Source organism: Erwinia sp. V90_4 (assembly GCF_029967685.1).
Classification (GTDB): domain Bacteria; phylum Pseudomonadota; class Gammaproteobacteria; order Enterobacterales; family Enterobacteriaceae; genus Erwinia; species Erwinia aphidicola.
Genome location: NZ_JASCAQ010000001.1, coordinates 328916 through 355055, shown reverse-complemented (window position 1 = coordinate 355055; position 26140 = coordinate 328916). Strand labels below are relative to the sequence as shown.

Here is a 26140-nt window from a genome sequence, read left to right as displayed (position 1 = left end):
CTAACTGTTAACTTCAGTCAAATCCAGTAAAGATAAGTAAAATACGAACGATATCGATTATCATTATCGGCCAAAGAAATACAAGCCAGCCGGGGGATATTTTCGAGATTTGCGAGGGGGGAAAACATTAAGCAGATGTAACGGTGGGGGTGGGCGTAAAAGAAAAGGGCCAGACTGGGCTGGCCCTTGAGCGTTAGTCTGCCTGATACTCCGCTTCCGCAGCATCAAAGCGCTGCTGCGCCGCCGCCGACGGGCCTTTGCCCAGCAGGCTGAACAGCACAATCGCGATGCAGGCGAACAGGAAGCCCGGAATAATTTCGTAGAGGCCAAACCAGGCGTACTGCTTCCAGATAAGCACGGTTGCCGCACCCACGATCATCCCCGCCAGCGCGCCGTTACGCGTCATGCGTTTCCAGATCAGCGACAGCAGCACCACCGGGCCAAAGGCAGCACCAAAGCCCGCCCAGGCGTAGCTCACCAGGCCCAGCACGCGGTTGTTCGGGTCAGACGCCAGGGCAATAGCAATCACCGCCACCAGCAGCACCATCAGGCGCCCTACCCACACCAGCTCGCGCTGAGTGGCATTTTTGCGCAGGAAGTTTTTATACAGATCTTCCGTCAGCGCGCTGGAACAGACCAGCAGCTGGCAGCTCAGCGTCGACATCACCGCCGCCAGAATGGCCGACAGCAGGATCCCGGCAATCCACGGGTTGAACAGAATACGCGTCAGTTCGATAAAGATACGCTCACCGTTTTCAGACACGCCGGAAGCCTGATCCGGATGGTTCTGGAAGTAAGCAATCCCGAAGAAGCCCACCGCCACGGCACCGCCAAGGCACAGGATCATCCAGGTCATGCCGATACGACGTGCGCTACGAATCGAGCGGTGGGAGTCAGCAGCCATGAAGCGCGCCAGGATGTGCGGCTGGCCAAAATAGCCCAGGCCCCAGCCCAGCAGGGAGACGATAGCGATAAAGTTAAGGTTCTTCAGCATGTCGAGGTTCTCAACGCTCTTCGCGCGGATCACCTCCAGTGAATCACCCAGGCCACCGACTGCCAGAATAACGATGACCGGCGTCAGGATCAGCGCGAAAATCATCAGGCTGGCCTGCACGGTGTCGGTCCAGCTCACCGCGAGGAAGCCGCCAACAAAGGTGTAAACGATAGTCGCTGCGGCACCGGCCCACAGGGCCGTTTCATAGCTCATACCGAAAGTGCTTTCGAACAGACGCGCACCAGCCACCACGCCAGAGGCACAATAGATGGTGAAGAACACCAGAATGATCAGGGCGGAAATCACCCGCAGAACTTTGCTCTTATCCTCGAAGCGGCTGGAGAAGTAGTCCGGCAGCGTCAGGGCATTGTCATGGTGCTCGGTCTGCACGCGCAGACGGCCAGCAACAATCTTCCAGTTTAGGTAAGCGCCGATCGTCAGACCAATAGCGATCCAGCTTTCGGAAATGCCGGACAGGAAAATGGCCCCAGGCAGGCCCATCAGCAGCCAGCCACTCATATCAGATGCCCCGGCTGACAGCGCGGTAACCACGCTGCCCAGGCTGCGGCCGCCCAGAATATAGTCGTCAAAGTTTTTCGTTGAGCGGTAAGCAATAAAACCGATCAAAACCATGCCGAGAATATAAATACAAAATGTCACCATCATTGGCGTACTTACAGTCATTCAGATTCTCCACTTATTATCAGTATCCTCAGGCGAAAGACGCTCGTGAAACTGCCGGAACGGGGCACGTTTTACAGGGGGCTTTCTGCCGGGGGCGGTATCCTGCCGTAATCGGCGTTGACGCACAAACGATTTAACACATCCTCCACAGCCATTTCACCTGCTAGTTACGTTCAAATGCCAGCAGGTTGCACTGCGTCACATTTAACCGGGTTGCACCTTGGTCATCACCCGCTTAAAACCAGGTATTACGTCACATTTCATAACTGGCCGGATTCTTGCAGCAATATCCATGCCGCTTTTTTCGCGTTAACAAAATGACGCTTTTCTGGAATGAGGGCGAGGTCACATTTAACCGGGTTGCACAAAGTTGCAACATCAGTGATATTGCACCTCATCGAATATTGATTACTGATTCAGGAGCTGTAAGGCATGGGCACAACCACTATGGGCGTGAAGCTGGACGACGCAACGCGCGAGCGCATTAAACTGGCAGCGCAGCAGATTGACCGCACGCCCCACTGGCTGATTAAGCAGGCCATATTTAACTATCTGCAGCAGGTGGAACAGGGCACCGCGCTGCCGGAGATCCCGTCAAACGGCCAGCAAGTAGAGGGCGATGAGCGCCCGCCGGAGGAGTCACAGCATCAGCCGTTCCTCGACTTCGCCGAGCAGATCCTGCCGCAGTCCGTAGCCCGTGCCGCTATCACTTCCGCCTGGCGCCGCCCGGAGACCGAAGCAGTGCCGATGCTGCTGGAGCAGGCGCGTTTACCGAAGCCGCTGGCGGAAGCCACGCATCGCCTCGCTTACCAGCTGGCCGACAAGCTGCGTCACCAAAAAGGTGCAACGGGGCGCGCCGGAATGGTGCAAAGCCTGCTGCAGGAGTTCTCTTTATCCTCTCAGGAAGGCGTGGCGCTGATGTGCCTCGCGGAAGCGCTGCTGCGTATTCCCGACAAGCCAACGCGCGATGCCCTGATCCGCGACAAAATCAGCAACGGTAACTGGCACTCCCACCTTGGCCGCAGCCCGTCAATGTTCGTTAACGCCGCCACCTGGGGCCTGCTGTTCACCGGCCGCCTGGTCTCCACCCACAACGAAGCGAACCTGTCGCGTTCACTGAACCGCATTATCGGCAAGAGCGGCGAACCGCTGATCCGCAAAGGCGTGGATATGGCGATGCGCCTGATGGGCGAACAGTTCGTCACCGGAGAGACCATTGCCGAGGCGCTGGCTAACGCACGCAAGCTGGAAGAGAAAGGCTTCCGCTACTCCTACGATATGCTGGGCGAAGCGGCGCTGACGGCGCAGGATGCGAAAGCCTACCTGCTCTCCTACCAGCAGGCGATCAACGCGATTGGTAAAGCCTCTAACGGGCGCGGCATTTATGAGGGTCCGGGCATTTCAATTAAGCTTTCCGCACTGCACCCGCGCTACAGCCGTGCCCAGTACGAGCGCGTGATGGAGGAGCTGTACCCAATCCTTAAATCGCTGACGCTGCTGGCACGCTCCTACGACATCGGCATTAATATCGATGCTGAAGAGGCCGACCGCCTTGAGCTGTCGCTCGACCTGCTGGAAAAACTGTGCTTCGAACCGGAGCTGGAAGGCTGGAACGGTATCGGCTTCGTGATTCAGGCGTATCAGAAACGCTGCCCGCTGGTGATCGACTACCTGACCGACCTCGCCCAGCGCAGCCGTCGCCGCCTGATGATCCGCCTGGTGAAAGGCGCCTACTGGGACAGCGAAATCAAACGCGCCCAAATGGACGGCCTGGAAGGCTACCCGGTCTACACCCGCAAGGTCTACACTGACATCTCTTACCTGGCCTGCGCGCGCAAGCTGCTGGCGGTGCCAAACCTGATCTATCCGCAGTTCGCCACCCACAATGCCCACACGCTGGCAGCCATCTACCAGCTGGCGGGCAACAACTACTATCCTGGCCAGTATGAGTTCCAGTGCCTGCACGGCATGGGTGAACCGCTGTACGAGCAGGTGGTCGGTAAAGTGGCGGACGGCAAGCTCAACCGCCCTTGCCGCATCTATGCTCCGGTCGGCACGCATGAAACCCTGCTGGCCTACCTGGTGCGCCGCCTGCTGGAAAACGGCGCTAACACCTCGTTCGTTAACCGTATCGCCGACGCCACGCTGCCGCTTGACGAGCTGGTCGCCGACCCGGTGGAAGCGGTCGAGAAGCTGGCGCACGCTGAAGGCGCTCTGGGTCTGCCGCATCCGAAAATCCCGCTGCCGCGCGATCTGTACGGTGAGAAACGTCAGAACTCCGCCGGTCTGGATCTCGCTAACGAGCACCGCCTTGCCTCGCTCTCCAGCGCGTTGCTGAACAGCGCCAGCCAGAGCTGGCAGGTAGAGCCGCTGATTGATGCCGAACTGGAAAGCGGTGAAAGCGTGGCGGTGGTTAATCCCGCCGAGCCGAAAGATGTGGTGGGCTATGTGCGCAGCGCCACCCGCGCAGAAGTCTCCGCCGCGCTCAATGCCGCCGTCAGCGAAGGAGCGATCTGGTTTGCCACCCCGCCGCAGGAGCGCGCCGCGATACTCGAACGCGCCGCAGTAATGATGGAAGGCCAGATGCAGCAACTGATCGGCATTCTGGTGCGTGAAGCCGGTAAAACCTTCAGCAATGCCATCTCCGAAGTACGTGAAGCCGTAGACTTCCTGCACTACTATGCGGGCCAGGTGCGCGACGATTTTGATAACGAAACCCACCGTCCGCTAGGCCCGGTGGTCTGCATCAGCCCGTGGAACTTCCCGCTGGCGATCTTCAGCGGCCAGGTGGCTGCCGCGCTGGCGGCGGGTAACAGCGTGCTGGCGAAGCCGGCCGAGCAGACCCCGCTGATCGCCGCGCAGGCCGTGGCCATTATGCATGAGGCTGGCGTGCCGGTTGGCGCGTTACAACTGCTGCCGGGCGCCGGCGAAACCGTTGGCGCCCAGCTGGTACAGGACGAGCGCGTGCGCGGCGTGATGTTTACCGGCTCTACCGCCGTTGCCACCCTGCTGCAGCGTAACCTTGCCGGGCGCCTCGATCCGCAGGGCCGCCCGACTCCGCTGATCGCAGAGACCGGCGGCATGAACGCGATGATCGTCGACTCCTCGGCGCTGACCGAGCAGGTGGTGACGGATATCGTCGCTTCGGCGTTCGACAGCGCAGGCCAGCGCTGCTCGGCGCTGCGCCTGCTGTGTATTCAGGATGACGTGGCGGAGCACACGCTGCAGATGCTGCGCGGTGCCATGGCCGAGTGCCGCATGGGCAACCCGGAGCGCTTCTCAACCGATATCGGCCCGGTGATTGATGCCGAGGCCAAAAGCAATATTGATGAGCATATCCAGACTATGCGCAGCAAGGGCTTTAGCGTGTTCCAGGCCGCGCAGCCGCAGGCAGCAGATCGCCACGAATGGCAGACCGGCACCTTTGTGATGCCAACGCTGATTGAGCTGAACAGCGTGACGGACCTGACCAAAGAGGTGTTTGGCCCGGTACTGCACGTGGTGCGCTATGCGCGTAACGCGCTGCCGCAGATTATCGAGCATATTAACGCCTCCGGTTACGGTCTGACGCTCGGCGTACACACGCGTATTGATGAGACCATTGCTCAGGTAACGCAGAAAGCCCACGTTGGCAACCTGTACGTTAACCGCAACATGGTCGGTGCCGTGGTCGGAGTGCAGCCTTTTGGCGGCGAGGGTCTCTCCGGTACCGGTCCGAAAGCCGGTGGCCCGCTCTATCTTTACCGCCTGCTGTCGCACCGCCCGGACGGCGCACTGCGCGTGACGCTCGATCGTCAGGATAAAGAGCGCCCGGTCGATGCCGTTCTGCGCCCTGCTCTGCTGGCGCCGCATCAGGCGCTAAGCGAATGGGCGAAAGATCGTCCGGAACTCGCCGCCTGCTGTGCGCGCTACGAGGCGCTGGGCCAGGGCGGAACCGTGCGCCTGCTGCCTGGCCCAACCGGCGAGCGCAACACCTTTGCCCTGCTGCCGCGCGAACAGGTGCTGTGCCTGGCGGATAACGAGCAGGACGCGCTGGTGCAGCTGGCGGCCGTGACGGCAGTCGGTAGCCAGGCGCTGTGGGCGGACGACGATCTGCATCGCACTCTGCGCCAGCAGCTCCCTGCGATTGTGCAGCAGCGTATTTCGCTGGCCGCAAAGCCGCTGGAGAGCACCACCTTTGATGCGGTGATTTATCATGGCGATGCCGATCAGCTGCGCAGCCTGTGTGAGGCCGTAGCGGCCCGCGATGGCGCAATTGTTTCGGTGCAGGGCTTTGCCCGCGGCGAAACCAATCTGCTGCTGGAGCGCCTGCTGCTGGAGCGTTCGCTGAGCGTCAATACCGCTGCGGCGGGGGGAAATGCCAGTCTGATGACGATTGGTTAATCAGCACATCGCCCGGGTCGACCGGTTACTGCGGTCGACCCGTCTCATCTATCCCTGCGCATGTCGGCGTTCAACGACCGAGTCAGGCACGGCAGCGCGCTCCTGATAGAGCGTGAAGTCGAAGTCGATTGAGGTGAAGGGTTTACTCAGATTTTTACTGGCTATCTGTTCTGGCGAGTTCACTTTATGGACTTCAGGCACCAGGCCTTCGCGGCTGGCAAAAGCAAAGTCGTCCCACAGGTATTCATCACCATCAATGTTGATCTGGGTGGTTAACTTACGGTAGCCGGCGGCAGTCACGAAAAAGTGAATATGTGCCGGACGCCGACCGTGCCGCCCCAGCTGATTAAGCAGATGCTGCACCGGCCCGTCAGGGGGGCAGCCATAGCCTGACGGCACAATGCTGCGGAACTGATAGCGCCCTTGTCGATCGGTAATAAGGGTACGACGCAGGTTAAACGCGCTCTGACTTTTATCGAAGAACGAGTAATTACCGAGGGTATTGGCATGCCAGACTTCAACGCTGGCGCCGGGTAGCGGTTGACCCTTTTCGTTCCATACCGTGCCCTGCATAAACAGCACTTCGCCCTGGTTATCTTCAGAACCATCGTCCAGTCGCGCCCAGGCCTGACAGACTGGCGCCCCGGCCACATAGAGTGGGCCTTCGATGGTGCGCGGTGTGCCGCCGTGCAGCCCCGCCTTGATTTCGGCCTCATCCGCCCGGATATCCATAAAACGCTCCAGTCCGGTTCCCGCCGCCAGCAGCCCCATTTCCTGAGCGATACCGGTATCGGCCAGATATTCCAGCCCTTTCCAGATCTCTGTTTGCTGCAGGTCCAGATCCTCAATCGCCTTAAACAGATCGCTAAGGAGACGAACGGTGACCTGCTGAATACGTGGGTTAACCGTGCCTTTCGCGGTTTTGACGATAAAGCGGTTAACCAGGTTGTCGATCTCTTTGCTGTTCATATTGACGCTCCATTTCAGGTACAGCTCAGGCAGAGAAAAGTTTTAACGGTCATCCACGCGGACCGCTGAAGGATGGCGGCACAGTGGCACTATCTGCATCGTCATAAAGGGGTAAAGCGGCAGCTCACTCAGCAGCTGGTGCAACTCCTCAACGCTGTCGACGTCAAAAACGCTAACGTTGGAGTAGTGCCCGGCAATGCGCCAGATATGTCGCCACTTGCCGCCACGCTGAAGCGCCTGAGAGTAAGCTTTTTCCCGTGCCTTAAGTTCGCTGGCGACATTTTCCGCCATCGTCTGCGGCAAATTCACATCCATGGTTACGTGAAACAGCATGCTGATATGTCCTCCTGTTAAGGGCGCCGCAGCGCCGCGATTTTGTCGCGATCGAGGGCAATGCCCAGCCCAGGCCCGGTCGGGACCTGCAGCATAAAATCACGATAAACTAGCGGTTCACTGAGAATATCTTCGGTTAGCAGCAGCGGGCCAAACAGCTCAGTGCCAAAACTCAAATCGTTGAAGGTGGAGCAGAGATGTGCCGTGGCGGCCGTGCCTACGGCGCCTTCCAGCATAGTGCCCCCGTAAAGCGCGATATCTGCCAGCTGGGCAATATCGGCAACCCGGCGCGCCTGCGTCAGCCCGCCGGACTGGGTAATTTTTATCGAGAACACATCAGCGGCAACATGGCGGGCAAGCTCGAAGGCATCGTGCGGCCCTTTCAGCGCTTCGTCAGCGATGACCGGCAGGCTGAAACGCCGCGCCAGTCGCGCCAGCCCGGCACGATTTTCTGCCGCAATCGGCTGCTCAACCGCCTCAATGCCGCCGGCTTCCAGTGCGGCCATTCCGCGCTCGGCCTGTCGCTCGCTCCAGGCCTGGTTAACGTCGACGCGCACGCTGACCTCATCCCCCAACGCATGCCTGATGGCCAGCGCGTGCGCTACGTCCGCATCGACATCGCGCAGGCCGATTTTGAGTTTAAAAATACGATGACGGCGCAGGGCTAACATCTGCCGGGCTTCGGCAATATCTTTATCGGTGCTGCCGCTGGCCAACGTCCAGGCCACCGGTAGCGCATCGCGCACCCGTCCTCCCAGCAGTTCACTGAGCGCAATATTCAGGCGCCGTGCCTGAGCGTCCAGCAAGGCGGTTTCAATTGCGCATTTAGCAAAGCGGTTGCCCTGCACTGATTTATTCAGGCGCGCCATCAGCTGGGCGATGCGGCGCGCATCCTGACCGATCAGTAACGGCGTCATCCAGCGGTCAATATTGACTTTGACGCTCTCGGGGCTTTCGTCGCCGTAGCTCAGACCACCAATGGTGGTGGCTTCTCCCCAGCCCTCAAACCCGTCCTCACACACCAGATGGACCAGCACCAGCGTTTGCACCCGAAGCGTGGCCATTGCCAGGCGATGTGGACGGATAGCAGGAACATCAAGAAGTAGCGTTTCAATAGTTTTGATCATCGCTTCACGCTATAGAACCCTGCCGATCGGGGATAGCCAAATCCTGCTGAAAATGATTGACCCGCGGTATCAGGATGCGCAGATCGCGCCTGTTCGCCCCAGCTCACATAACTTGCGATAAAACCGTCTTTTAGTGCCAATGACACTTTTAGGTTATTTTTTCACCGGTGAAGTCAGCACCCTGATGACTCAAACTCAGGAGGAGCGAGATGATCGACAAAAGTCTGTTTTTGGCCGATGAAGCCGTGGCTGACATTCACGATGGTGCCACGCTGATGATTGGCGGATTTGGCCCGGCAGGACAGCCCTATGCGCTGCTGGACGCACTGATTCGGCGGCGGCCGCAGAACCTCACGCTGGTCAGCAACAACGCTGGCAACGCTGATTCGGGTCTGGCGCTACTGCTCAAAGCGGGGTGCGTGCGCAAGATGATCTGTTCCTTTCCGCGCCAGAGTGACTCATGGGTATTTGACGACCTCTACCGCCGCGGAGAGATTGAGCTGGAGCTGGTGCCTCAGGGCAATCTTGTGGCGCGTATTCAGGCGGGTGGCAGCGGGCTGGGGGCCATTTTTACCCCAACGGGTTTCGGTACTGAGCTGGCTGCGGGCAAAGAGACGCGCGAAATTGAGGGGCGGCAGTACGTGCTGGAACTGGCGCTGAAGGCAGACTTTGCTCTGATCAAAGCACAGTGCGGCGATCGCTGGGGTAACCTGGTCTATCGCAAAGCGGCACGCAATTTCAACCCGATTATGGCGATGGCTGCCCGCTGCACCATCGCTGAAGTCTCCCGCCACGTCGCGCTGGGCAAGCTGGACCCGGAGGCGGTGGTGACTCCCGGTATTTTTGTGCAGCGCGTGGTCTGTTCAGCCAATCTCTGCCCCGCAACGATCGCCTCAGGAGCGTGACACAATGCAACTCATCCGCCTCACGCATAACCAGCTGGCGCAGCGCATCGCCCGCGATATCCCGGACGGAGCCTACGTCAATCTTGGCATCGGCCTGCCAACGCAAATCGCCAACTATCTTCCCGCCAATAAAGATATTTTCCTGCACAGCGAGAACGGCATCCTTGGCATGGGCCCGGCACCTGCCAGTGGCAATGAGGACCCAGACCTGATCAACGCGGGTAAGCAGCCCGTCACGCTGCTGCCAGGCGGCTGTTATTTTCATCACGGGGATTCGTTTGCCATGATGCGCGGGGGGCACCTCGACATTTGCGTGCTTGGCGCTTACCAGGTGTCGCAATATGGCGATCTGGCCAACTGGAGCACCGGTAAACCCGGCGCGATTCCGGCGGTCGGCGGCGCGATGGATCTGGCCAGCGGGGCGCGTCAGGTATTTGTAATGACTGAACATCTGACGAAAAAAGGGCAGTGCAAAATCGTGGCGCAGTGCAGCTATCCGCTGACCGGCATTGGCTGCATCAGCCGGATTTACAGCGATCTGGCCGTGATGGATGTCAGCCCGCAGGGACTGAGGGTGCGGGAGATATTAACCGATATCACCCCGCAGCAGCTGCAGGCAATTACCCCGGTGGCGCTGACGTTTGCCCCAGGAGGACCTGATGAATAGTGCATGGCTGTGTGATGCCGTTCGTACCCCGTTCGGCAAGCTCAACGGCAGCCTGGCAACGGTTCGCACCGACGATCTTGCTGCCCTGCCGCTGAAGGCCCTGTTCGAGCGTTACCCGCGTCTGGACTGGCAGGCGCTGGATGATGTGCTTTACGGCTGTGCGAATCAGGCCGGGGAAGATAACCGCAATGTCGCACGCATGGCGCTGCTGCTGGCCGGGCTACCCGCTTCTGTGCCCGGCTGCACCATTAACCGCTTATGCGGGTCCAGTCTTGATGCGGTCGCCATAGCCGCGCGGGCGATCAAAAGCGGCGAAGCCTCACTGGCGATCGCGGGCGGGGTGGAAAGCATGTCGCGCGCTCCTTTTGTGATGGGCAAAGCAGAGCACCCCTTCAGCCGCAGTATGAAGCTGGAGGACACGACCATGGGCTGGCGCTTGATTAATCCGCAAATGGACGCCCTTTACGGTGTCGAATCGATGCCGCAAACGGCAGAAAATGTCGCGCTGAAGTTTACTATTAGCCGCGCCGATCAGGATGCTTACGCCCTGCGTAGCCAGCAGCGCACGGTCGACGCTCAGGAGAGCGGATTTTATCAACCGCAGCTGATGGACGTGACCATTCCTCAGCGCAAAGGGGCCGCCCTGCACATGGTGCGCGATGAGCATCCACGTCACACCACGCTGGAGATGCTGGCAAAACTCAAGCCGGTGGTCCATCCGCAGGGCAGCATCACCGCCGGCAATGCTTCGGGTCTGAATGACGGCGCCTGTGCCCTGCTGCTGGCCAGCGAGCGCGCCGTGCAGCAGCATCAGCTGCAGCCGCTGGCGCGGATTGTTTCCAGCGCGGTGAGCGGCATTGAACCCGCGCTGATGGGGTTTGGCCCCGCCGGTGCGATTCGTAAGGTGCTGAGCCAGGCAAAACTGAGGCTGGATCAGATGGATGTGATCGAACTGAATGAGGCCTTTGCCGCCCAGGTGCTGGCGGTGATGCGCGATCTTGGCTTACCCGATAACGCTGCGCACGTTAATCCAAACGGCGGAGCCATCGCCCTCGGCCACCCGCTGGGCGCATCCGGCGCCCGGCTGGTGATGAATGCCGCCTGGCAACTACAAAAAAGCGGCGCACGCTTTGGACTCTGCGCAATGTGTATTGGTGTCGGCCAGGGCATTGCGCTGATCATTGAAAGGAGTTGAGATGAATATTGACTATCGCCTGGATGGCCCGAAAGAAGCTCCGATGCTGGTGCTGGCCAACTCATTAGGCACCACCTGGGATATGTGGCAGCCGCAAATGGCGGCCCTGACCCGCGACTTTAACGTGCTGCGCTATAACCCACGCGGGCACGGCAGCACACCGCTACCCAGCTGTGAGCTGAATCTGGAGATCCTCGGGCGCGACGTTATCGCCCTGCTCGATCATCTCGACGTGGAAAATGCCAGCTTCTGCGGTATCTCGATGGGAGGATTAACCGGATTATGGCTGGCGCGTCATTACCCTGCCCGTTTCCGAAAAATGGTGGTGGCCAATACGGCCGCGCGTATCGGCAGTGAGGAGGCCTGGCTGCAGCGGGCGCGGCAGGTACGCGAACAGGGGTTGTCAGCGGTGGCTGCCGGCTCTTCCGCACGCTGGTTTACCCCAGAATTTATCCGCCATGCGCATCCTCAAGTCAGCCGACTGGTGATGCAGCTGTCACACGGCAGTGCCGTCGGCTATGCCGCGTGCTGCGATGTCCTGGCTCAGGCTGACCTGCATGCTGATGCCGGGCGGATTAACCTGCCGCTGCTGGTTGTCGCCGGAGAATTTGACACCATTACCCCACTGGTCCAGGCCCAGTGGCTGCATCAGCATATCGCCAAAGCTCGTCTGGAGGTGCTACCGGCGGCACATCTGTCCAACATCGCCTGCCCAGAGGAATTTAACACTAGCGTGATAAGTTTCCTGGGTAAGTGACGCACCGGCCGCAGGGGGTCGGCATGCCCGACCCTCTTCAGGCATGCTCCCTTCGCGACTTAGCTATCGAACTTCATGCGCAGCAGCTTCGGGTAGATAAACAGCGATTTACCCCAGCCGCGGTTCAGCAGCGTCCAAATCCCCACCGAACAGGCGACGCACAGCCCCACCATCACCAGCGGGAAAGCGATTGCCCACAGCATGGAAAATGCTTTACTGGCAAACAGCTGATGGCTGACGGCAAACAGGATCGCCGACATACCAAAGAACTCAATAAAGATGCGGTGCAGCACATAGATTTGCAGCGTGTTTTTCCCCACCCAGTTGAGCCACTTCATGCTGAAGTACTGATTAAGGAGGCGGCAGGCGGCGATGCAGCCGAGAATTGCCAGCACGCACAGGAACAGGCTCTTATCCAGGCCCAGCCAGATGTGCACCAGCGACAGCGCCAGCAGTACCACCCACGGCAGCACGTTATCCCGCCGCCATTCGCTCCAGCGGATCAGGATCGCACTGTAAAATGAGCCAAACAGGAAGAAGATAAAGTATTGCGACAGGCTTTCCGGGCCCCAGCCTGGGATCACTTTGGTAACTGCCGCATAGTTCAGCAGCACCGCCGCCAGCATCACCAGCGTTTTTTGCTGGCGGAACAGCTTGGCAGCCAGGAAGAACAACCCCAGCGCATACAGATACCAGGAGGAGCTCATCGCCAGCAGCATCAGCTTGAGAAACTGCCAGGGGGTTTCGGCCCAGGCGGCGTTGATATTATCCGACAGATGATCGCCCATGATATTGTTGGATACGCCATTAATCATCAGCCACTGGATCACGCCCCAGAGAAAATAGAGATAAAAAAGATTGGTGACGCGTGAAGTGAACACCTGTTTCCAGGGCCGGTTAGAAATAGCATTTGCCGCCAGCAGGCCGGAGACAAAGAAAAATGCCGGCATTCGTAACGGAGATAAAGTGTTATTAAAGGCCACCCATAATTTAGCCGGTAACAGCCCGGCAGTAAGATGAGAAACCATTTCGGCATAACCGGGTAAAACGACGTGGTATAGCACAACAAGCAAAATACAACCGCCTTTCAGGGTATTTACCCAGGCGATCTCTTTCTTCTGAGGTGTATTCATTAAATACTCCAGCTGTAGTGGTCCGATGTTGGTAAAGGGTTCTGGTACATCCTCCGTCATGCCAGAATGGATACTGATTAATTATTTTTATATTTATTTAATGGTAAAAAAATGGCCGAATAAATCGGCCAGAGAGAACAGTGTCAGCCATTGCTGGCAATTTTTTCCGCCGCCTGCGGTTTACGCAACAGGCGCGGATAGATAAACAGCGCCTTGCCAGGACCACGATTAAGTAGCGTCCAGGCGACCAGCGAAATGCAGGTTGTGATACTCACGGCAAACACTGGCAGTACCAGCGCCCACGCCAGTGAGAAGGCCTGGTTGTCGAACAAGCTGTACTTCACTGCCAGCGTCAGCATGGTCAATCCCAGCAGTTCAATAAAGATACGGTGCAGCACGTAGATCTGCAGCGTATTGCGGCCAATCCAGTTCAGCCACCCCATATTGAAGCGGTTGTTCAGCGCCCGGCACAGCACGATGCCAAACACAATTGCGACCATGCAGTAGAACGGGTTCTTCATCATGCCGGCGGCGTGGTGCGCCACGCCAATCACCAGCATCCCGGCCAGCAGCGCCAGATGACGGCGCGACAGCTGACTGATCTCAATCAGGGTATGGCTAAAGAAGGCGCCCAGCAGGAAGTAGACAAAGTTCTGCGCCACGCTGTTCGGCCCCCAGCCAGGAACCAGATTAAACTGGGTGGCGTAATTAACTAAAATTGCCACCACCAGTAGTGCCACTTTCTGGCTGTGGAACAGTTTCGCCACGAGGAAATAACCCGCCAGCGCGTACAGATACCACAGGCTGGTCATCGACAGCGTCAGTAATTTAATAAATTCCAGTGGCGATCCTGCATAGGCGGCATTGACCGAAGAGGAGAGCTTCTGACCAATTAAATTGGTCGAGATATTATAAATACTGACCCACTGGATAATGCCCCACAGAATGTAAAGATAAATGATGTTGGTGAATTTTTTAGTAAATACCTCGCTCCAGCTCTTTTTGCTGATGGCACTAGCCGCCAGCAAGCCTGAAACAAAAAAGAACGCTGGCATACGCAGCGGCGAGAGATATTTATTAAACACTACCCACATATCAGCCGGTAACAACCCCGCCGTTAAATACTGCAATGATGGAATAAACGTCGTGATGATGGTGTGATGTAAAACCACCAGCAGTATACAGCCACCTTTTAATGTATTAATCCATAATACTTCTTGCTTGCCAGAGACAGACATAATCAAAATCCAGTAAAATTATTTTAACTGGATAAGTATCTCTCGTTAGCCTGCTAATCACTATGAGGATCGTCCTAATTGACCGTTATCCCAGCCGTTGCTGGAACAAGCCACGGTTATTCCGGGTGTTTGCCGTGGGCTTTTAAGAATAACCTTAATGACTTTCAGTGGGCGGTCCCTGCGGGCCAGGCTCATCCCCCACTATCCTCGTGCTCGCTGTGGATTTTCAAACCGCGACGCTGATGCTCCCTCCTGAAACCTGACGCCTGACGTTCCGCGATAATATTGGGATTAATTTTTATGGGAATACCTCAGGGGTCGACCTTCTTTTCTGGTCGACCCGCTGAAGACTTAATGATTGAGGAATTTATCGAGGAACTGGCGCGTGCGCGGCTGCTGCGGATTAGAGAACAACTCGCGGGCGGCACCCTGCTCCACAATTTTACCCTGGTCCATAAAGATGGCGCGGTCGGCCACATCGCGGGCGAAGCTCATCTCATGAGTGACGATCACCATGGTGCGCTTCTCCTGCGCCAGCGAACGGATGGTGTTCAGTACTTCTCCCACCAGCTCCGGATCCAGTGCCGAGGTCGGCTCATCAAACAGGATCACCTCCGGGCGCATCGCCAGTGCACGGGCAATCGCCACGCGCTGCTGCTGGCCGCCGGAAAGCTTGCGCGGATAACTCTCTTCCTTGCCCTGCAACCCCACCCGTTCGAGCAGCTGACGGGCGCGCGCTATCGCTTCTGCCTTTGGCTCCCCTTTAACAATGGTTGGCCCTTCAATGATATTCTCCAGCACCGTACGGTGCGGAAACAGATTGAAGTTCTGGAAGACAAAGCCGACCTGCTGGCGCAGCTGGCGCACGCGCTCTTTCTGCTTCGACATCGACTGTGCGGCGTCCACGCGGATCGCCCCGACCTGAATGGTGCCGCTATCCGGCACTTCCAGCAGGTTAATACTGCGCAGCAGCGTGGTTTTCCCGGAGCCGCTTGGCCCGATAATCGCCACCACTTCCCCGGCATTTACCGTCAGATCGATGCCGTGCAGCACCGTCTGGCCGTTAAATTTCTTTACCAGCTGACTGACTTCAATGGTACTCATTTCGACTCCCGATCCTGGCGGTTGACACGATCTTCCAGCCGGCTTTGCAGGAAGGAGAGGAGCGTCGCCATCACCCAGTAAATCAGCGATGCCGCCAGATACATGGTGAACACTTCCAGCGTGCGCGAGGTGACCAGCTGCGCCTGACGGAACAGCTCCGGCACCTGAATGGTGGCCGCCAGCGAGGTATCTTTAACCAGGCTGATAAAGCTGTTGCCGAGCGGCGGCAGCGCGGTGCGTGCCGCCTGCGGCAGGATCACCCGCTTCATCGTCTGCCAGCGCGACATGCCGATACTGGCCGCCGCTTCCCACTGCCCGCGCTCAATGGCGGCAATCGCCCCGCGCAGGGATTCAGAAGCATACGCCGCCGTATTCAGCGACAGGCCAATCATCGCCGACGGGATCGGGTCCAGCTCAATGCCGAACTGCGGCAGGCCGTAGTAGATCATAAACAGTTGGGCGATCAGCGGCGTGCCGCGAAAAATTGAAACGTAAAAACGCGACAGCCAGGCAATCGGCCAGAAATGGGAAAGGCGCATCATCGCCAGCAAAAAGCCGAGCAGCAGGCCGAAGAACATCCCGCCAATACTCAGCTGCAGCGTGAACAGTGCGCCCTTAAGTAAAAATGGTGCTGAATCCAGCACCAGTTGCAGACTTTCGTGCATTATTTAGTTACGTCCGTACCAAACCATTTTTCAGAAATCTTCTTCATGGTGCCATCTTTCTGCATATCAGCAATCGCTTTGTTGATAGCATCCAGCAGCTGAGCGTTGCCTTTACGCAGCGCCACGCCTGATTCCTGACGGGAGAATGCCGGGCCTGCTGCCGCCATGGTATCGCCGGTTTTCTTCACCAGATCCAGCGCCGCCAGGCGATCGACCAGGATGGCATCGGTACGGCCTACGCGCAGATCCTGGTATTTCGTTGGGTCATCATCATAAGTACGGATGTCCACGCCCTTCACGTTCTCGCGCAGCCACTGCTCGTAGTTTGAGCCAAGACCCACGCCGACTTTCTTGCCGCTCAGATCTTCCGGCTTGGTGATGCTGCCCGCGTTGGCCTTTTTGGTCAGCGCCTGGATACCGGAGATGGTATAAGGCGTAGAGAAGTCATACTTCTTCTTACGCTCGTCGGAGATAGTGACCTGGTTGATCACCACATCGATGCGCTTAGAGTCAAGGGACGCCAGCATACCGTCCCACTTGGTCGGCTTCAGGCTGGCCTTAACGCCCAGGTGCTGCGCCAGCGCCTCGGCGAAGTCGACTTCAAAGCCGGCCAGCTTGCCATTCTCATCCTGGAAGCTGAACGGCGGATAAGTGCCTTCCAGCCCCACCTGCAGCGAACCGCGCTCTTTGACTTTCGCCAGCAGGTTTTCATCCGCTGCCTGTGCCTGCATAGTCATACCGCCGACCAGCGCCAGCGCCATGGTTCCCATCACCAACTGGCGACGAACTTTCGAAAATTTCATAGCAACCCCATTATTATTGATGATATGCAAACAACGCCGGTGAACCACCGGTATGAACAAACACAATCGGCCCTTCACGACGGAAGCGCTGTTGCGCAATACCGTCGATCAGCCCGGCCATCGCCTTGCCGGTGTAGACCGGATCAAGGAAGATACCTTCCAGACGCGCCAGCAGTTTAATCGCTTCCATGCCTTCTTCATTCGGCTCGCCGTAGCGCGGCGCGAAATAGTCATCCCACAGCGTAATTGGCGCGCTGCTGGTCACGGCTAATGAGTGCGCCAGCTCGGCGCGGATCTTCTCCACCTTTGGCAGCTGATCCGCCACTTTGCGCGACACGGTGACGCCCACCAGTTCGGTGTCCGGCAGCAGCAGCTCCAGCCCCACCGCCAGCCCGGCATGCGTCCCGGCACTGCCGGAGGCAACCACCACTGCGGCAAAATCGACCACGCCTTCGCTCTGATGGGCGATCTCCTGCGCGCACTCAACGTAGCCCAGCGCACCCAGCGCGTTCGACCCGCCGACCGGCACCACATACGGGCGAAAGCCCTGGGCTTCCAGCAGCGTGGCCTGCTCTTCTAACTGCGCATCCGGCGCGTGCAGCGCATCGACCATAATGATCTCGGTGCCCATCAGCTCCAGCAGCAGGCGGTTACCGTTGCTGAGATAGTTGGCAGAGTGGGTTCCAATCGGGTTTTCCAGCAGCGCCACGCACTTCAGGCCAAGCTTCGCCGCCACCGCCGCCGTCTGGCGCACGTGGTTAGACTGGATCGCCCCTGCCGTCAGCAGCACGTCGGCACCGTTACGCAGGGCATCCGCTGCGAGGAATTCAAGCTTACGCAGCTTGTTGCCGCCCAGGGCAACCGGCGTGACATCGTCACGTTTGATAAAGATATCGCGGCCCAGATATTCGGACAGGCGGGGAAGATGCTCTAACGGCGTGGGCGCACCCAGTAGTTCGAGACGGGGGAAATTATTGATATTCAGTAAGGACAACGCAGCCTCCGCAGCAGGCGTTTAATATTATCCCTACAGTGTTACAGAAGATGACCGGTTGGTCACCTTCGAATTCGTACTTACCTATACCCAAAATAATTGGCGTTGCAACAAGGCGGCAAGTGCATAAGTCCCCAGGAGCTTACACGAGTAAGTGACTGGGGTGAGCGCATGCAGCCAACGCAGTTGCAGCTTCAAGGATGAAGGGTATTAATTACGCTGCCAGCCGAGAAACTGATCGTATTTCCGCAGGGCAATACGGTAGTTATTGTTGCCGGCATCCGGCAGGTCATTTTCCAGGCACTCATGCCAGCTCGGGCCTTTGAGTTTTTCCGCCGGAAAATTACGCGCTGACAGCATATCGTCGAGGCGACGCAGGCGAACAACGTATTCGCGAATGGTGCTGTGGCTCATTTCGGTCTGCTCAAACAGGTACTGCTTGAACGCCATGATGTCAAAGTAAGTCGGATGCGTGTTGCAAAAGATATCGCTACAAAAACGGCACAGTGCCGTAAGCTCATTCTGTAATTTTAACCAGACCTGATCGTCGATCAGCTGATCCATCCGGGCGATGGCCTCTTTGTTAATGATCTGACCACGAAAAACCAGCGCCATTCTGTCCAGTACCTTACCGCAGTGGGAACAGTTACTCTGGCTGTGTTTGTAGTCTTTCAAATAACGGCTCAACGGCCTCATTTTAATTTTGGATCCCATGCGAGATTCCCCGGTTGGTGTTGAGAGTGCAAAACTGACTTTGTCAGCGCGCTCCCGATAACCGGGCGCGCAGGCGTTTGATCGCCTGACTGTGCAGCTGGCTGACGCGGGATTCCCCCACTTCCAGCACGGCGCCAATCTCTTTCAAATTCAGTTCTTCCTGGTAATAGAGCGTCAGCACCATTTTTTCGCGATCGGGTAACGCTTCGATCGCTTCAATGACGCGTTCGCGCAGATTCCCTTCCATTAGCTGGTGCAGTGGATTAGCCTCTTCGTGGCCATCCGTCACCAGCTCGGCGCTGTCACCGTGTTCCTCACGATATTCGTCGTAAGAGAACAGCTGGCTGTTATTGGTATCCAGCAAGATCTGCCGGTACTCCTCCAGCGACACATCAAGCTGCGCAGCCACTTCCTGCTCGGATGCCGTGCGCCCCAGCGCCTGTTCAACCCGATGCATGGCACCCGCCACCTCGCGCGCATTGCGGCGCACGCTGCGTGGTGCCCAGTCGCGGCTGCGTAATTCGTCGAGCATCGCGCCACGAATGCGTTGAACGGCGTAGGTGGTAAATGCGGTGCCCTGAAGGGCGTCGTAGCGCTCTACGGCATTCAGCAGCCCGATACCCCCAGCCTGAAGCAGATCGTCCAGCTCCACGCTGGCCGGCAGACGGACCTGCAGGCGCAACGCTTCATGGCGAACCAGCGGTATGTATCGCTGCCACAGCGAATGTTTGTCCATCACGCCATCGGCGGTATATAGATCGTTCACTCTGACCTACCCTGCGTTAATTAAGTTATCGGCACGATTATCTGTTTCTGTAGGGCATTTTGATTGGGGGAATAGCGGTAAAAAAGGCGGGTTATTTCATTTTTGTCGCCCTGAAAGATCCCCGGCGTCACAAAAAGAGGACGCGGGGATCCCCGTAATCAGGCTTTCAGTGATAAACGCTGACGCGTGCTCTCCGGCACCTGTGACCACAGGGCGCAGACTTTCCCTTCCAGCTGCTGATAAAACGGCAGCAGGGTGTTATCTTCCTGTAACGTGCGGCGAAAATGCACCGAACCACTCAACGGGTCAATCGACAGCCGTTTACTGGCAAACAGCCGTTGCAGGTCGCTGCGCAGAAACAGGCCGTTATCCGCGCTGTTATCCAGCAGGAAGCCCTGCTCATTTTCCCGCGTATCGATGTGGCAGGCTTCCACCCACGGCCACGCCTGCTCGTCGGTTAGCAGCGTGCCGGTGATGACGCAGGCGCCGTAGCGCGCGCGTACCGCATTGCTGAACTCATGATGGCTGGCACGATGCCACAGCCGGGCTTTTACACGCCGCCCGACCTGCGTCCCCTGGATCACCCCGGCAGGCGGCGGCAGCAGCGGCGAGGTCAGCACCACAATAAACTGCAGCTGGCGCGAGTATTCGAAGCACGGCTGCGACTGGCGGTCGTACAGCTGCCAGTACTCATCCTCTTCATCACTGCGCAGCAGGGTTAAGGTATAGCCACGCTGTTGCAGCAGGCTTTGCGCCATAATGGATGCCGGATCCAGCATTGCCAGCACCCTGCTCTCACCCATCACCTTCCAGCTATTCCACGGCGCGGGTTCCAGCGGACGACGGAAATAGAGGAAGCTCTCCTGGCGCTGCAAATAGTGTTCGAAGCGCTGCAGGTAGTTTTTGCGTTCGTTATCGTTGCTGATAAACAGCAGGTCTTCCAGCGGAATATGGCTATCTTTGCTGGCGAATATCGCGCGGATAGTCCAGTTCTTGCTGGAGGTCGACGGGCTAAGCAACCCCCGGGTAGTCAACGATTTATCGTCAGGGTACTTTTTGCTGTAGCGGTCGTTTATCTCCTCAAACGGCAGCAGTTCCCCGGGTAACAAGTCATAATTGAAGCGCATAGTACACTCCAGCAAGCTGAAATTCACCTCGCACAGTCGCTGTACGCAGGTGGCAAAAGTTAAATAACAATGACCTTAGTTATCGGCAGGATGTGACGAATCTGTAAGAAGGTTTTGTTGCTCAGGAGTGTATTTAGCAAATTTTTATCACTATCCCTATGATTAGCACGCTTTAAAGCCGCTATTTCCGTCATTAGAGATCAGCGACTCATTTACACTAAAACTGAGATAGACAGGGTTTGAGTAGCCGTGATGGCTCTCAACATAGGATCTCATCACTCCTGGCTATCTCTGCGCGGGGCGATGATGGCTCAACTTTACATTGCATAAGCAGGTGACGCATGAATCCTTTTGACGTGGGTTATTATAATGAGGACGAATTAAAAGAGTTCGGCTTCAATCGTCTCGGAAAAAATATCGCTATTGCGAAAAACTGTACCATCATTGGCGTACAAAATATATCGATTGGTGACCACGTCAGAATTGATGGCTATTCCACAATTGTAGCCAGTGGAGCAGGATTTTTATCATTAGGTTCTTTTATTCATATCGGCGGCTATGCACTCTTATCCGCAGGTGCTGGCATTACACTTAATGATTTTAGTGGTATTTCTCAGGGCGTGAAAATTTATAGCAAAACTGATGATTACTCAGGTAATTTTTTGACCAACCCTACAGTTGACGAAAAATTTACCAGCGTATCAGCAGGTGAAGTTGTATTAGACCGTCATGTAATAGTTGGCTCAGGGACTGTTATTCTTCCCCGCGTCACGATTGGCGAGGGTTCCAGCGTTGGTGCTCTTTCCTTGGTGACGAAAAGTCTTCCAGAATGGGGAGTATATTTTGGTGCTCCGGCAAAAAAAATAAAAGACCGTAAAAAGAAGCTGCTAGATCTGGAGCGTGAATTTCTTTCTCAACAATTAAAGTCTCAGTATTGAGGAAGCGCCTGTATTGGCACTCCCTAATTGTGTCATGCCGCTCTTGCCCCGCTTGCCTCCAGAACAATATTAATAATCCTACTTTGCTCTGCAGCAGTAAGCGTGGGATGAATTGGTAAGCACAACACACACTGAGCCATTTTACTTGCTACTGGAAGATTATCTGCGGCTGAAGAGGCGTAGCCCTTGTACATCGGGAACTCGGAGATCAACGGATAAAAATAACGCCTGACAAAAATCCCCTGATCTTTAAGCAGCTGATAAAGCTGATCGCGGCTAATGGGGAATAATTCCTCATGAATGAATATTGGACAGTAAGCATAGTTCCACTGCGTGCTTTCCTGTGCGTCAAGGAAAGTCAGGCCATGAATATGCGCCAGTGAAAGTCGATAGGTTTCGTAAACCGTTTTCCGCACGGCTAATGCTGCGTCAATATGCTTGAGTTGCAACATGCCGAAGGCAGCCTGAAATTCATTCATTTTGCCATTAATACCAGGAGCCACGACGGTTGTTTCATCTGCAAAACCGAAGTTTTTGAGATAATCAATGCGACGTTTTATCTTAGCATCCGGGCAGATAATGGCTCCCCCTTCAAAAGTGTTAAACACTTTAGTGGCATGAAAACTAAGGATCGATAAATCACCATGATTCAGTAGACTTAGACCCTGCTGTTTTACGGCAAAGCAATGGGCAGCATCGTAGATTACTTTAAGGCCGTAATTGTCAGCAATGTGTTGAATACGATCAACATCACAGGGAATGCCGTAACAGTGTACTGGAAGAATGGCGCTGGTGTTTGAAGTGATCGCCGCTTCAATTTTCGCTGGATCAAGATTACACGTAACGGGATCAATATCGACGAATACTGGCTTGATACCATTCCACAGCAGAGAATGAGACGTGGCGACAAAGGAGTACGGCGTAGTAATCACCTCCCCCGTCACCCTCAGTGCCTGAAGGGCTGTCACCAGCGCCAGTGTACCATTGGCAAACAGGCAGATATGCTCAACACCCAGATATTGAGCTAGCGCCTGCTCCAACGCCTGGTGGAATGGCCCCCCGTTGGTCAACTGCTTGTTATCCCAGATCTGCTCAAGGTAAGGAATAAATTCTTCCAAAGGTGGCAGTAAGGGACTGGTAACAAAAACATTATTTTTCATGTCGTTAACCTTTTTTAGGATAACCATATACGCAGATGCTCGTTCACTGTTTCATCAGTTAACCAGTCCGTTTTCCGCAGCGATTGTTGTGCGCTGAGGGCTAAAGCTTTTAAAGCGGTACGGTCGGCTGCAGCCCTCCATATGGCATCCTGCCAGTCAGCCTTGCGATTACGCACCCGCAAGGCAGGAATATGACAGCGCAAGCTCTCCACATCACTAACCAGTGCCGGGATAGTACAGGCGGCAAATTCCATCAGACTAAAATGATCTTTAAGTCGATTCAGTTTGTTGTCAGCACGTGGGATGATCGCCAGGTCAGTCTCAATACTGGCCAGCAGCGGCAGATAATATTCACTGCCCGGATAGCGGTAATGCTGTTCAATCCACGCTTCCCAACCTGCGGGCAGCGGGCCAAGTACCTGCCAGCTAACCTCTGAGGCTAGCTCGCGCACCAGATTCTGTACCAGCTCAATATCAACACTGCTCAGTTCGCATGTGTTGCAGAGTATGCGAGGTTTCATTCCCTCAAAATGCAGCGCTTTCACCTGTGAAGTGAAAAGGCTAAGACTACGCGGCTGGATCACTACAGGTCGGCCAAGGTGGCGCAATGCCTTAGCCTGTGCATCGTTCTGCACAACCAGCCGATCAATCCCTGTCAGATCGGTGCCTTGTCTTCCCTTATCCGCAATCCACGATGGCGACGTCATCAGACTAATCAAGGTTTCAGGTCGTTTTTTTAGTGATACAAGAACGGCCCGTGTACTTTCTTGCAGCTCGCTGCTTATCACCAATGCATCGGCATTAGCGCGGTAAATAGAGGCATAATCCAACGCGCTTTCCATGATGATGGCGTCGATCACCCTCTTACGCGCCAGCGTTTGGATGGCCGTCACATGATAGTCGGGTGCCAATGTATTACCCGATGGGACCACGCCCAGTACCAGTGGCAGCGCTCGATCTGCAAACGCTGGGGCAATAACTCCCGGGCGACATTCCAGTCTGAACAATTTACGCAGCGGGGAAAAGTTGTCGTTATAGGCTGGATCGCGTAGTAGCAGTGGGAACCATCGTGCATGGAGCACAGAATCAGCCTGCTGTTCTTCAGTGGTGACCGCTTTTCCTGAGGGATAAAGATAAAAGTCATCGCAGGCAATCACAGAGTGCGGTGTCCAGACCGCCATATAACCGGCCCTACGTAGTTTCAGGCACAGGTCAATATTCTGCTGCTTAAGGGTCTTTAGCTCCTCGTCCAGGCCCGCCACACAGATCCAGGCCTCTTTCTTAATCAACAGGCAAGCGTAATTCAGCACCGTATAATTCTGGTCACTTTGCAGCCTCTGCATGTATCCCGCTTCGTCCATTGATGCACCATAACCAACGGGTATACACATCTCCTCACCACCCAGCATCTCACCGGCTGATAAAATGAGGTTGCGATTGAGCGAAACAATCTTGCCACCCACATAGCCGACTTCAGGTCGCTGGGCATGATTAAGTAAACACGTCAGCCACTGTTGCTGAATGACAATTAAATGTGGATTGATGAGCAGGATGAAGTCTCCCTGAGCAGCGACAGCTCCGGCGTTATATAACGCCGCCTGGTTCACTTTTCCTGCAACACTCACGACCTGAATTTTGCGAGTTTGCGATTGAATAATAGAGTCAAGCCATTGACTCACTGCTGCGTCAGTCGCTGCGTCGCGCACAATGATGATTTCATACTGTTCATGCGCGGTTTTTGCCAGCATCAGCTCTATACCGACCTGCAAATTGTGCAAACTATTGCAGGCAGGAAGAATTATCGATACGACACAGGCCTGCGTATCGCCATAGCAAAGCTGCCAAGGCTTGTCGCCATCGCACTGCACCCAGCTGTCGGGATACCCGCGCTGTTGCAGGTGACGTTGAATCACCGCTATATCGATCTGGTCGGGCGCCAGCAATCTCTCAGGAACAACCAGCAGCGGTTCACTAAGATGGCCGATACCTGTAATGTCATGCTGTTCAATCAAACGGGTAATCGCCTCCAGCTCCCAGGCGACCAGGCTGACGTCGAGTTCAAGGGCAATGCTGTTTACTGCATCACGTCGGAACAGCCAGCGCCGCGCATAGAGCCAAGGCGTGCTCAATACCAAATCAAGATTAAAGTCTGGCCGCAGTGCGTCAACCAGCTCGCCGTTCTGTTCTTCTTTCAGTTCGTCGGCAAACAGCGCGAAACACTCTGGAGCGTTGCTCAAACTTAATCCAAGATTGCAGAAAGCTTGAGTACAGAAAGTGACGCCAGCATCCACCACCTGTAACCACTGTTCTTCGGCGTGCTGTAAGGTATGACTGTCACTAAGTATGCTTACCGACTGCAGCTCTTCTTCTCGCACGTTAAGCGGAGTGGTCAGCGCTACCCGAAAATGTGGATAGTGGGCATGGCATGCGGCCAGACTGGCGAGCGTCCTGTCGAGACTGGCCCGGCTGTGTCCATCGTTGCGCACCACAATCAATAGCGTTGACGACTGCGGCAGTCGGGCGATGTTATCGACTACTTGCTGCTGCTGCTGCGCCGTCAGCTCACGCTCTGTTAACCAGGATTGCACGCTATATTGAGGCAACCATTGACGGATTTCCGCTGCACGCTGCTGTGTTTGCACAATAAATCTCTGAAGCTGATCTGCTAATTTCTCACGTTTAGCAAACAGCCACTGTCTTACCGCAGGCAGTGCCTGACGCGTGCGTGCAATTTCTTCTGGCGCGTCACTCCAGCTTACCCCACCGCCCACATCCCTGACCGTGTCTTCATTTACTGCCAGGGTTTCAAAACCGGGCATGGAACGCGCCACTACCGGACAGCCGCAAAGGTTTGCAAGGAAACAGGTTCCTGAGGATTCATAGGTATAAAGCACGCGCCCGCGCTTCAGAACGGCAGCCAGTTCAGACAACGACAGCGGCTGCTCCATGGAGAGAACGCGAATGCCTGCAGGCAGCGTGGTGAAATCAATTTTTTGCCGGGGAACTCGGTTGATATAGAGAAGATCGAGATCTTTTACTGACGAATCATCGCAGAATAGCGTGGTGTCATACGCCTCCAACTCAAGCATATCGGGTGCAAAAGCCTTGCCAGCAAATTCTGAACGGTACCAAAAGAAGAGATCCTCCCCTTTGGCATTCATCGCTTTTTTTTCAATCACGCCTTCACGGTTAAGCATATAGCGCACCACAACCGGCGCATTGAGCGGATTACCCTGAACCACTTCCGGATAGATGGCGATGCAGGATTCACCGCCCTCAGAATAGGCCAGATAATTCTCGAAAGAGATTACAGGCGTATTCCATGCAGGATTCACATCGCATTCAATAAGTCGGGCACTCTGACCCGACTCGTTTAGCAGATGACACAGGCGATGTATCACCTGTATGCCTAGTGAGGACTCTTTGTAACCAGGTGCCAAGATAATATAGGGCATCGGCGTGCTGACGGGAGTTTGGGTCATAG

At 56.0% G+C, this 26140-nt stretch carries 21 protein-coding genes; 6 read left to right on the top strand and 15 right to left on the bottom strand.

Annotated elements, in window-relative coordinates; all coding sequences use genetic code 11:
- Positions 1-193: 193 nt before the first annotated feature.
- A complete protein-coding gene (gene putP, locus QLG07_RS01680) occupies positions 194-1678 on the bottom strand; it encodes a sodium/proline symporter PutP (RefSeq protein WP_048915744.1) in 1485 nt (494 codons plus the stop codon).
- A gap of 432 nt (positions 1679-2110) precedes the next feature.
- Here putP and putA point away from each other — a divergent pair, with 432 nt between their 5' ends.
- On the top strand, positions 2111-6061 hold the full coding sequence (putA, locus tag QLG07_RS01675; RefSeq protein WP_282468303.1) for a trifunctional transcriptional regulator/proline dehydrogenase/L-glutamate gamma-semialdehyde dehydrogenase: 3951 nt from the start codon (positions 2111-2113) through the stop codon (positions 6059-6061).
- Between the two features lie 48 nt (positions 6062-6109).
- On the opposite strand, the gene catA is transcribed toward putA, so the two are convergent.
- From catA to QLG07_RS01660, 3 genes are read right to left on the bottom strand one after another with little or no spacing between them, the layout of a single operon-like run.
- The gene (catA, locus tag QLG07_RS01670; RefSeq protein WP_099753909.1) at positions 6110-7030 is read right to left on the bottom strand and encodes a catechol 1,2-dioxygenase; all 921 of its coding nucleotides are present in this window, start codon (positions 7028-7030) and stop codon (positions 6110-6112) included.
- A gap of 42 nt (positions 7031-7072) precedes the next feature.
- A complete protein-coding gene (gene catC, locus QLG07_RS01665) occupies positions 7073-7363 on the bottom strand; it encodes a muconolactone Delta-isomerase (protein WP_282468302.1) in 291 nt (96 codons plus the stop codon).
- A gap of 17 nt (positions 7364-7380) precedes the next feature.
- Complete coding sequence (locus tag QLG07_RS01660; RefSeq protein WP_282468301.1) at positions 7381-8490, bottom strand: muconate/chloromuconate family cycloisomerase; 1110 nt, start codon at positions 8488-8490, stop codon at positions 7381-7383.
- A gap of 209 nt (positions 8491-8699) precedes the next feature.
- Here QLG07_RS01660 and QLG07_RS01655 point away from each other — a divergent pair, with 209 nt between their 5' ends.
- The 4 genes from QLG07_RS01655 to pcaD are packed head-to-tail and all read left to right on the top strand — an operon-like array spanning position 8700 to position 12014.
- Complete coding sequence (locus tag QLG07_RS01655) at positions 8700-9395, top strand: 3-oxoacid CoA-transferase subunit A (RefSeq protein ID WP_048915739.1); 696 nt, start codon at positions 8700-8702, stop codon at positions 9393-9395.
- Positions 9396-9399: 4 nt separating this feature from the next.
- Positions 9400-10062 carry a 3-oxoacid CoA-transferase subunit B gene (locus QLG07_RS01650; RefSeq protein WP_230050333.1) on the top strand — a complete coding sequence of 221 codons (663 nt, stop codon included), beginning with the start codon at positions 9400-9402 and terminating at the stop codon, positions 10060-10062.
- A complete protein-coding gene (gene pcaF, locus QLG07_RS01645; RefSeq protein ID WP_282468300.1) occupies positions 10055-11257 on the top strand; it encodes a 3-oxoadipyl-CoA thiolase in 1203 nt (400 codons plus the stop codon). The genes QLG07_RS01650 and pcaF overlap by 8 nt, the downstream gene beginning before the upstream one ends.
- Before the next feature lies 1 nt (position 11258).
- A complete protein-coding gene (gene pcaD, locus QLG07_RS01640) occupies positions 11259-12014 on the top strand; it encodes a 3-oxoadipate enol-lactonase (RefSeq protein WP_282468299.1) in 756 nt (251 codons plus the stop codon).
- Positions 12015-12073: 59 nt separating this feature from the next.
- Here pcaD and QLG07_RS01635 read toward each other — a convergent pair whose 3' ends face one another.
- The 9 genes from QLG07_RS01635 to QLG07_RS01595 form a co-directional block, all read right to left on the bottom strand.
- Positions 12074-13147: an acyltransferase family protein gene (locus QLG07_RS01635; protein WP_282468298.1), complete on the bottom strand. Its 1074-nt coding sequence runs from the start codon at positions 13145-13147 to the stop codon at positions 12074-12076.
- Between the two features lie 143 nt (positions 13148-13290).
- Complete coding sequence (locus QLG07_RS01630; protein ID WP_048915734.1) at positions 13291-14385, bottom strand: acyltransferase family protein; 1095 nt, start codon at positions 14383-14385, stop codon at positions 13291-13293.
- Between the two features lie 351 nt (positions 14386-14736).
- Complete coding sequence (gene tcyN, locus QLG07_RS01625) at positions 14737-15489, bottom strand: L-cystine ABC transporter ATP-binding protein TcyN (RefSeq protein WP_048915733.1); 753 nt, start codon at positions 15487-15489, stop codon at positions 14737-14739.
- The gene (gene tcyL, locus QLG07_RS01620) at positions 15486-16154 is read right to left on the bottom strand and encodes a cystine ABC transporter permease (RefSeq protein ID WP_048915732.1); all 669 of its coding nucleotides are present in this window, start codon (positions 16152-16154) and stop codon (positions 15486-15488) included. Before tcyL ends, tcyN begins: the two co-directional genes overlap by 4 nt.
- On the bottom strand, positions 16154-16957 hold the full coding sequence (gene tcyJ, locus QLG07_RS01615; protein ID WP_048915731.1) for a cystine ABC transporter substrate-binding protein: 804 nt from the start codon (positions 16955-16957) through the stop codon (positions 16154-16156). The genes tcyL and tcyJ overlap by 1 nt, the downstream gene beginning before the upstream one ends.
- 13 nt (positions 16958-16970) lie before the next feature.
- On the bottom strand, positions 16971-17951 hold the full coding sequence (locus QLG07_RS01610) for a D-cysteine desulfhydrase (protein ID WP_048915730.1): 981 nt from the start codon (positions 17949-17951) through the stop codon (positions 16971-16973).
- Between the two features lie 210 nt (positions 17952-18161).
- Entirely contained in the window at positions 18162-18665 is a 504-nt protein-coding gene (fliZ, locus tag QLG07_RS01605; RefSeq protein ID WP_099753916.1) for a flagella biosynthesis regulatory protein FliZ, read from the bottom strand.
- 43 nt (positions 18666-18708) lie between these two features.
- Entirely contained in the window at positions 18709-19431 is a 723-nt protein-coding gene (locus tag QLG07_RS01600) for an RNA polymerase sigma factor FliA (protein ID WP_048915728.1), read from the bottom strand.
- Positions 19432-19589: 158 nt separating this feature from the next.
- Positions 19590-20558, bottom strand: a complete 969-nt coding sequence (locus QLG07_RS01595; RefSeq protein ID WP_048915727.1) for an HNH endonuclease signature motif containing protein — start codon at positions 20556-20558, stop codon at positions 19590-19592.
- Between the two features lie 341 nt (positions 20559-20899).
- Between QLG07_RS01595 and QLG07_RS01590 the strand changes: the two genes are divergently transcribed.
- The gene (locus tag QLG07_RS01590; protein ID WP_282468297.1) at positions 20900-21496 is read left to right on the top strand and encodes an acyltransferase; all 597 of its coding nucleotides are present in this window, start codon (positions 20900-20902) and stop codon (positions 21494-21496) included.
- Positions 21497-21528: 32 nt separating this feature from the next.
- On the opposite strand, the gene QLG07_RS01585 is transcribed toward QLG07_RS01590, so the two are convergent.
- On the bottom strand, positions 21529-22656 hold the full coding sequence (locus QLG07_RS01585; protein ID WP_282468296.1) for a DegT/DnrJ/EryC1/StrS family aminotransferase: 1128 nt from the start codon (positions 22654-22656) through the stop codon (positions 21529-21531).
- Between the two features lie 14 nt (positions 22657-22670).
- Positions 22671-26138 carry a glycosyltransferase gene (locus tag QLG07_RS01580; protein WP_282468295.1) on the bottom strand — a complete coding sequence of 1156 codons (3468 nt, stop codon included), beginning with the start codon at positions 26136-26138 and terminating at the stop codon, positions 22671-22673.
- Positions 26139-26140 lie beyond the last annotated feature (2 nt).